Origin of the sequence: Microbacterium sp. (assembly GCF_051953575.1) — a bacterium.
In the GTDB taxonomy this organism is placed as follows: Bacteria; Actinomycetota; Actinomycetes; order Actinomycetales; family Microbacteriaceae; genus Microbacterium.
The window spans coordinates 1-6,842 of the sequence record NZ_JBQCIP010000134.1 but is presented as its reverse complement, the minus strand read 5'-3'; the positions used below and the strand labels follow the sequence as shown (position 1 = coordinate 6,842).

The following is a 6,842-nucleotide window of genomic DNA, read 5'->3' as shown; positions in this document are numbered from 1 at the left end:
GAAGACGTCGTCATCGAACTCGCCGGTGACCTGCGCGACGGTGGCGCGCGGGGCCATGTCCATCGTGCATGCCTGGTCCGCAGGCGGATCCGCGAACGTGACCGTGACCTCGGTCGAGCTCGTCGCAGCGACGTCCGAGATCACCGGAACGCACGTCGACGAGCCCCAGGTGACGATCACGAACTGGCCGTCGTCGGCCCAGCCCGCGCTCGGCTGGTAGTCGGTCGACCCGCCGGCGGTGAGGCCGGCGACGCCGTCGAGATCCGTGTCTCCGGTATACGCGCCGGTGAGCCGGATCTCGAGGTCCTGCGTCGGGTCGACGCCCTCGGGCACACCGACGAGGGTCGCGCGCGACACGTAGTCGGCCGTGCAGGCGGCGTCATCCTTCGGGTTCACGAGCTCGACCTCGAGGACGCCGTCGGCGTACGTCGTCTCGCCTGCCTGGGGGATGCAGTCCGTCGAGGACGACCCCTGCGTGACGAGTGCGATCATGCGACCGCCGTCGACCCAGGCGGCGTCGGCCTCGATCTCGGCGCCGGCACCGCCCGACGCGGACCCGGACGGCGACGCCGTCGGGGTGCTCCCCGATCCGGCGGGCGAAGCGCAGGCGGTGAGCACTCCGGCGGTGAGCAGCGCGAGGCCGAGACCTGCGGCGATTGAACGGGAACGGACAGGCATGCGAGCCTCCTCGTGGTCTGCGGATGCCTGCCCCCGAGGCATCCGTCCCCCCTATGGTGTCGCAACAGGGGCCGGAATCTCAGCCCCTCGATAACGTGCCGGTCACGATCGCCCCCGGCGACACCTCATTGCAGGGCCGACGTCAGCCGGGCGAGGTTGTCGAGCACGGTCGAGCGCAGCGGCTGCTTCTCCCACTCCTCCAGCGTCAGCTCGCGCGAGAGCGAGCGGTACATGTCTTCGACTCCGCGCATCTCGTGGACGAACTCCTGGCCGCGCACCAGCATCGAGATCTCCATGTTGAGACCGAACGAGCGCATGTCCATGTTGCTGGACCCGATGATGGCGACCTCGTCGTCGATGGTGAGGCTCTTGGTGTGCAGGATGAACGGCTTCTTGTACATCCAGATCTTCACGCCCGCGCGCAGCAGCACCTCGTAGTACGACCGCTGCGCGTGGTAGACGATCGCCTGGTCGCCCTCCTCCGACACGAAGAGCTCGACGTGGATGCCGCGCTGGCAGGCCGTCGTGATCGCGAGGAGCATCGACTCGTCCGGGACGAAGTACGGGCTGACGACGATGATCTTGCGCTGCGCCGCGTAGAGCAGCCCCGCGAACAGCTTGAGGTTGTTCTGGAATTCGAACCCGGGACCGGACGGCACGATCTGGCAGTCGAGGTCGCCGGGTCCTGCCGTCACGTCGAAGAGGTCGATCTGCTCCGTGAGCACCTCATCGGTCTCGGAGTACCAGTCCGAGAGGAACACCGCGTTGACGGATGCCACGACCGGCCCTTCGATGCGCGCCATGAGGTCGACCCAGTGCAGGCCCCGCTTGATGTTCTTCTTGAGGTTGTAGGTCGACGCCGTGACGTTCTGCGACCCCGTGAAGGCGACCCGCCCGTCGACGACCAGGAGCTTGCGGTGATTGCGCAGGTCGGGGCGCTGGTACTTGCCTTTGAGGGGCTGCACGGGGAGCATCAGGTGCCACTGCGCGCCCATCGCCGTGAGCCGCTTGAGCGTCTTGCGGTAGAACGGCTTTCCACGGTTGGCCCAGTGATCCAGCAGCACGCGCACCGTCACCCCTCGCGCGGCGGCCTCCTCCATCGCCCGGAAGAAGTTGTCGGTCGACTCGTCGGCCTGCAGGATGTAGAACTCGACGTGCACGAAGCGCTCCGCGCCGCGGATGGCATCGGCCATCGCGTCGAGGCTCTCCTGGTAGTCGGGGATGAGGTGCGCCGCGTTGTCGCCGGCGAGCGGCATGGCGCCGAGGTTGCGGTTGAGCGTCACGAGCGAGGTGAACCAGGCCGGCGCGTGCGGGCGCAGCGTGCCGAAGTCGAGCGAGGTGCTCGTGTCGTGGATGTAGTCGTTGATGCGCTCCTGCTTGCGGCGGCGCTTGCGCGGCAGCCGCGGATTCCCGATCAGCAGGAAGAGGAAGACTCCGATGATCGGAATGAAGTAGATCGCCAGCAGCCAGGCCATCGCCGCCGTCGGGCGCCGGTTGCGAGGGACGACGATCACCGCCGTGACACGGATGATGATGTCGATGACCAGGATCGTCAGCACCCACCACGTCGAGTCGATCGTGATGGTGATCATCTAGGGCGCCTCTCGACATCGCGGATCGGATGGTCCGCTTAGCGTATCGGGCACGCCGACACGCCCCGCGCCCGGCCGGGCGCGTCACGCCGCGGAGGAACGCCTCACCGCAGTGACCGCGCCTTCTCACGCATCCAGCGCTTGGCCCGCCGCGCCGCCGCATGCCCCCGGGCCGCCGCACCCCATTTCCAGCCGTTCCTGTCGCCGTAGTCGACCAGCTCGATGTCGTTCGGCTCGGTCGACGACATCAGCTCGGCGTAGTACTGCGAGCGGCGGGCTTCGTAGGGGGCGCGCACGAACACGTCGGGCACGAAGTCGTCGAGCCTGCCGGCGATCTCCAGTGTCAGCATGGTGCGCATGCACTTCCAGCACCGCGAGCAGTTCGTCGTCCGATCCGTGTCGGCGTCGATGCAGACGTCGAGATAGCGGGAGTGGGGGCGGTCGACGAGCGCCAGCGTCCGTTCGATCCGCGACATCCCCGAACTCGTCGACTCGAGGGTCAGCCCGGGGGTCGACAGCAGCGGGAAGAGGACCGCGCCGGCCAGGCTGATGTCACCGTGCGGGGGCGGCATCCGCAGATGGCGGAAGGTCCCCTCCGACGCGTGATACGACCGGCCGATGCCGCCTCCGAGCAGGTGCATCACTGCGGCGTTGCGCAGCGTCACCGTCTGCATGAAGCCCATCAAGGGGTAATGGTCGTCGAGGTTGCTGTCGACGCGGACGAACGGCAAGCCGAGGTCGGCAGCGACGGGTCGCAATGCGTCGTAGCGTCGCCGCCACAGCATTCGTCCGCCGTCGCCGTGTGCGCCCACGTTGTTGTTGAGCAGGTGGGTGACGCGCAGGCTGGCCGGTACCGGCTCGCCGGATGCGTATTCGGCAAGCGTGGCGAAGCTGTCCACTCCGCCGGAGAATCCCGTCGCGACACCCGGCGCGGTGACGGCCGCAGGTGCCGTCTCCTCCGCCGTGACGCTGATCGCGAGGTACTGCGGGTGAACATCGCGCACGAGCGCCTGGACGTCGTGGTTGAGCCGGTGAATGAGGGTGTCCGTCACCACCCCGGCCACACGCAGGTCGCGGCCGTAGCGCATCGCCGGCAGCAGGAGCGCGATGGCGACGTGGTCAGCCCGCTCGCTGAGCAGATCCTCGTGTTCGGCGGCGACGGAGAACCAGAGGGGTGCCGAGTCGGCGACGTCGACGGCAACACGGACGTTGCCGTCGTCGTCGCGACTACGACGCGGACGCCCGCTGACGAGATCGCGCATAGGCGTGCGCCGCCTTTCAGGAGGGTGGCGCCCCACAGCGCACCGGTTCCAGGCGAAACAGAATGCCAGCAGTGTAGCGGCGCCGAGGCGGCAGCGGGTATGCCTTCCTCCGCCGCATCCGCGAGAGAGGGCGGCTACGGAACGGTTGCCTCTCCCACGCGGGCGTGATCGGGCCGCCGGTTCAGCGCTCGGCCGAGGCGACGCCTGACTCGGACTTCGGCGGCATCCCGCGCTTGGCGCGCTCCTCGGCGTCGACCTTGGCGTAGACGCGACGCTCGGTGCGGTCTGCCCGGATGATGCTGCGCAGCACGAAGAAGAAGATCAGCGAGACCAGGACGGTCGGCAGGAGCGTCCACAGCGCCGCGGTCCAGAAGTCCATGCTCCAAGGATACGCCGTGCGGGTATCGCCTCCTCCCCAGCGCCTGGGAACGGGCCGCCACGGTGCGGACCATCCACAGGCCGCTGATTCGCTTGCCGCGACCCGAGCGACCCAGAAGAGTCATCGGCCATGACCCCCACGATCGTGAAAGCGGCGGACGCCGCGCAGTTCCTCTCCTTCGTCCCGCGGATGCTGGGGTTCCGACCCTCGCGCAGTCTGGTGGTGATCCCGTTCCGCGGGACGCGCAGCCTCGGCGCGCTGCGGTTCGACCTTCCGCCCGACGACGATTCCGTCGAGCGGGTCGCCTCCACCGTCGTCGGTATGGTCTGCCGGCTGCCCGACGCCGAGGCCATCGCCGCGATCGCCTACACGGACGCCCGCTTCGACGACGAGGGGATGCCGCACCGCCCGCTCCTCGACGCCGTGGCGTTCCACGCCGACGCGTGCGGCGTGCGGGTCAGCGACCTGCTGTGCGTCGCGGCCGATGCCTGGGGCTCGGCACTCGATCCCCAGGCGTCGCGCGGAGGGCGCCCGCTCCAAGAGCTGGACCACGACCATCCAGGGCTGGGTCTGCCTGCGCCCGACGGGGATCAGTCATCGGGAGCGGCGCTTCCGCACTGCCCACCCGAGGAGCGCGCGCGTGTGTCGCGCGCGCTGTGCGAACTGCCACGGGCACTGGCGCTGCTCGGCGGACCAGCTGCGGACGCCGATACCACCGCCGTCCCCGGGGCCTCCTCGGCGTCGGGGACGGCGCAGGTGGAGGACCTCGGACCCGTGCCGGCCCCGGTCGGAGAGGAGCCCGCGGATGCGGCATCCACCGGCTCAGAATCGAACCGGGTCGACCCGGCCGCCCTCGCCGCAGCCGCGCGCCTCGACGACCTGCCCGGACTGTTCGAAGACGTCCTGCGCGCGCCCGAGGCGATCGACGCGTACGACCTCGCAGCCATCGGGTGGTGCCTGGCGCGGCCGTCGCTGCGCGACATCGCCCTCGTGCAGTGGAGCGGAAACCTCCATCAGGGCGACGAAGCGCTCACCGCGCAGCTGCGCTGGGAGTCCGGCGAGGAGTATCCGCCCCACCTCGCCATGCGGATGTGGGGCGAGGGCGACCCGCCGTCACCGGCGCGGCTCGACGAGGCGCTGCGGCTCGCGCGCCGGGTGGCGGCATCCGTCCCGCGGACGCTCCGTCCCGGGCCGCTCGCGATGTGCGCGTGGCTGGCATGGGCGCTCGGCCGCTCCACCCACGCCGCCGAGTACGCGCAGCAGGCGTGCGACATCGAGCCCGATCACGGACTGTCGCAGATCGTCCTGTCGTTCGTCCACGCCGGGCATCTGCCCGATTGGGCGTTCCGGCGATGAGGCTACTTGACGAGCGGGAAGAGGATCGTCTCGCGGATGCCGAGCCCCGTCACGGCCATGAGCAGACGGTCGATGCCCATGCCCATGCCACCCGTCGGCGGCATGCCGTGCTCGAGTGCGCGCAGGAACTCCTCGTCGATGCGCATGGCCTCCAGGTCGCCGCGCGCGGCGAGCTTGGCCTGCTCGACGAAGCGCTCACGCTGGATCACGGGGTCGACGAGCTCGGAGTATCCGGTCGCGAGCTCGAAGCCGCGCACGTAGAGGTCCCACTTCTCGACGACGCCCGCGATCGACCGGTGCTCGCGCACCAGCGGGCTGGTGTCGACGGGGAAGTCCATCACGAACGTCGGGCGCACGAGGCCCGGCTTCACGAAGTGCTCCCACAGCTCCTCGACGAGCTTGCCGTGGATCGCGTGCGGCGGCAGCTCGACGCCCTCGGCCTCGGCCAGCGCCACCAGGTCCTCGAACGGCGTCCCGGGCGTGATCTCGCGACCGGCGGCCTCCGACAGCGAGCCGTACATCGACAGCCGGTCCCACTGCCCGCCCAGGTCGTACTCGGTGCCGTCGGCCCACGTCACCGTCGTCGAGCCCGACACCGCGATCGCGGCGTTCTGGATCAGCTCCTGGGACAGATCGGCGATGCCGTTGTAGTCGCTGTACGCCTGGTAGGCCTCGAGCATCGCGAACTCGGGGCTGTGCGTCGAGTCGGCGCCCTCGTTGCGGAAGTTGCGGTTGATCTCGAACACCCGGTCGATGCCGCCCACGACGGCGCGCTTGAGGAACAGCTCCGGCGCGATCCGCAGGTACAGATCCGCGTCGAAAGCGTTGGAGTGCGTGATGAACGGGCGCGCCGACGCGCCGCCGTGCTGCACCTGGAGCATCGGCGTCTCGACCTCGAGGAAGCCGTGCGACGCGAACGTCGCGCGCAGGCTGGCGTTCACCTTGGCGCGAGCGATGACGGTCTCGCGGGCCCGGTCGCGCACGATGAGGTCGAGGAAGCGGCTGCGCACACGGCTCTCCTCGCTGAGCTCGGAGTGAAGGTTCGGCAGCGGCAGTACGGCCTTCGAGGCGATGCGCCACTCCGACACCATGATCGACAGCTCCCCGCGGCGGCTGGAGATCACCTCGCCCGACACGAACACGTGGTCGCCGAGGTCGACGAGCTCCTTCCAGAGCTGCAGCGACTCCTCCCCGACCGCCGCGAGCGACACCATCGCCTGGATGCGGCTGCCATCGCCGGCCTGCAGCGACGCGAAGCACAGCTTGCCGGTGTTGCGGCTGAACACGACCCGACCTGCGACGCCCGCGACCACACCGGTCTCGGCGCCGGCCTCAAGGTCGCCGAACCGCTCACGCAGCGCGGGGATCGTGTCGGTGATCGGCAGGCTGACGGGGTATGCGCCACCCGCAGCATCCACCCGCTCGGCGATCAGACGCTCGCGCTTGGCCAGCCGCACGGCCTTCTGCTCGAAGACGTCTTCTTCGGTCGGCTCGGCGGGCGTGGTCGTGTCGGTCACGAGATGGGCTCCTCGGTGGGGTGTTCTCCGCAGAACGCGGACCCGACGAGTCTACCGA

At 69.6% G+C, this 6,842-nt stretch carries 6 protein-coding genes; 1 reads left to right on the top strand and 5 read right to left on the bottom strand.

Going from position 1 to position 6,842, the window contains the following annotated elements; all coding sequences use genetic code 11:
• From ACTHNQ_RS08700 to ACTHNQ_RS08685, 4 genes are all read right to left on the bottom strand, one after another.
• Nucleotides 1–678: hypothetical protein (locus ACTHNQ_RS08700; RefSeq protein ID WP_440332875.1), on the bottom strand; the 678-nt coding region annotated here is incomplete at its 3' end.
• A gap of 125 nt (nucleotides 679–803) precedes the next feature.
• Nucleotides 804–2,270: a cardiolipin synthase gene (gene cls, locus ACTHNQ_RS08695; protein WP_440332873.1), complete on the bottom strand. Its 1,467-nt coding sequence runs from the start codon at nucleotides 2,268–2,270 to the stop codon at nucleotides 804–806.
• A 104-nt stretch (nucleotides 2,271–2,374) separates the two neighbouring features.
• Nucleotides 2,375–3,532 carry a hypothetical protein gene (locus tag ACTHNQ_RS08690; protein WP_440332872.1) on the bottom strand — a complete coding sequence of 386 codons (1,158 nt, stop codon included), beginning with the start codon at nucleotides 3,530–3,532 and terminating at the stop codon, nucleotides 2,375–2,377.
• A gap of 181 nt (nucleotides 3,533–3,713) precedes the next feature.
• Nucleotides 3,714–3,911 (bottom strand): hypothetical protein, encoded by a 198-nt coding sequence (locus ACTHNQ_RS08685; RefSeq protein WP_440332870.1) that lies wholly within the window; start codon nucleotides 3,909–3,911, stop codon nucleotides 3,714–3,716.
• 129 nt (nucleotides 3,912–4,040) lie between these two features.
• Here ACTHNQ_RS08685 and ACTHNQ_RS08680 point away from each other — a divergent pair, with 129 nt between their 5' ends.
• The gene (locus tag ACTHNQ_RS08680; protein WP_440332868.1) at nucleotides 4,041–5,267 is read left to right on the top strand and encodes a DUF4192 family protein; all 1,227 of its coding nucleotides are present in this window, start codon (nucleotides 4,041–4,043) and stop codon (nucleotides 5,265–5,267) included.
• A 2-nt stretch (nucleotides 5,268–5,269) separates the two neighbouring features.
• Here the strand turns inward: ACTHNQ_RS08680 and lysS are convergent, their stop codons facing one another.
• Complete coding sequence (gene lysS / locus ACTHNQ_RS08675; protein ID WP_440332866.1) at nucleotides 5,270–6,784, bottom strand: lysine--tRNA ligase; 1,515 nt, start codon at nucleotides 6,782–6,784, stop codon at nucleotides 5,270–5,272.
• Nucleotides 6,785–6,842: the final 58 nt, after the last annotated feature.

Coding starts and splice junctions, on each gene's coding strand:
- cls (WP_440332873.1), bottom strand. CDS start 2,270: ATGATCACCATCACGATCGACTCGACGTGGTGGGTGCTGACGATCCTG.
- ACTHNQ_RS08690 (WP_440332872.1), bottom strand. CDS start 3,532: ATGCGCGATCTCGTCAGCGGGCGTCCGCGTCGTAGTCGCGACGACGAC.
- ACTHNQ_RS08685 (WP_440332870.1), bottom strand. CDS start 3,911: ATGGACTTCTGGACCGCGGCGCTGTGGACGCTCCTGCCGACCGTCCTG.
- ACTHNQ_RS08680 (WP_440332868.1), top strand. CDS start 4,041: ATGACCCCCACGATCGTGAAAGCGGCGGACGCCGCGCAGTTCCTCTCC.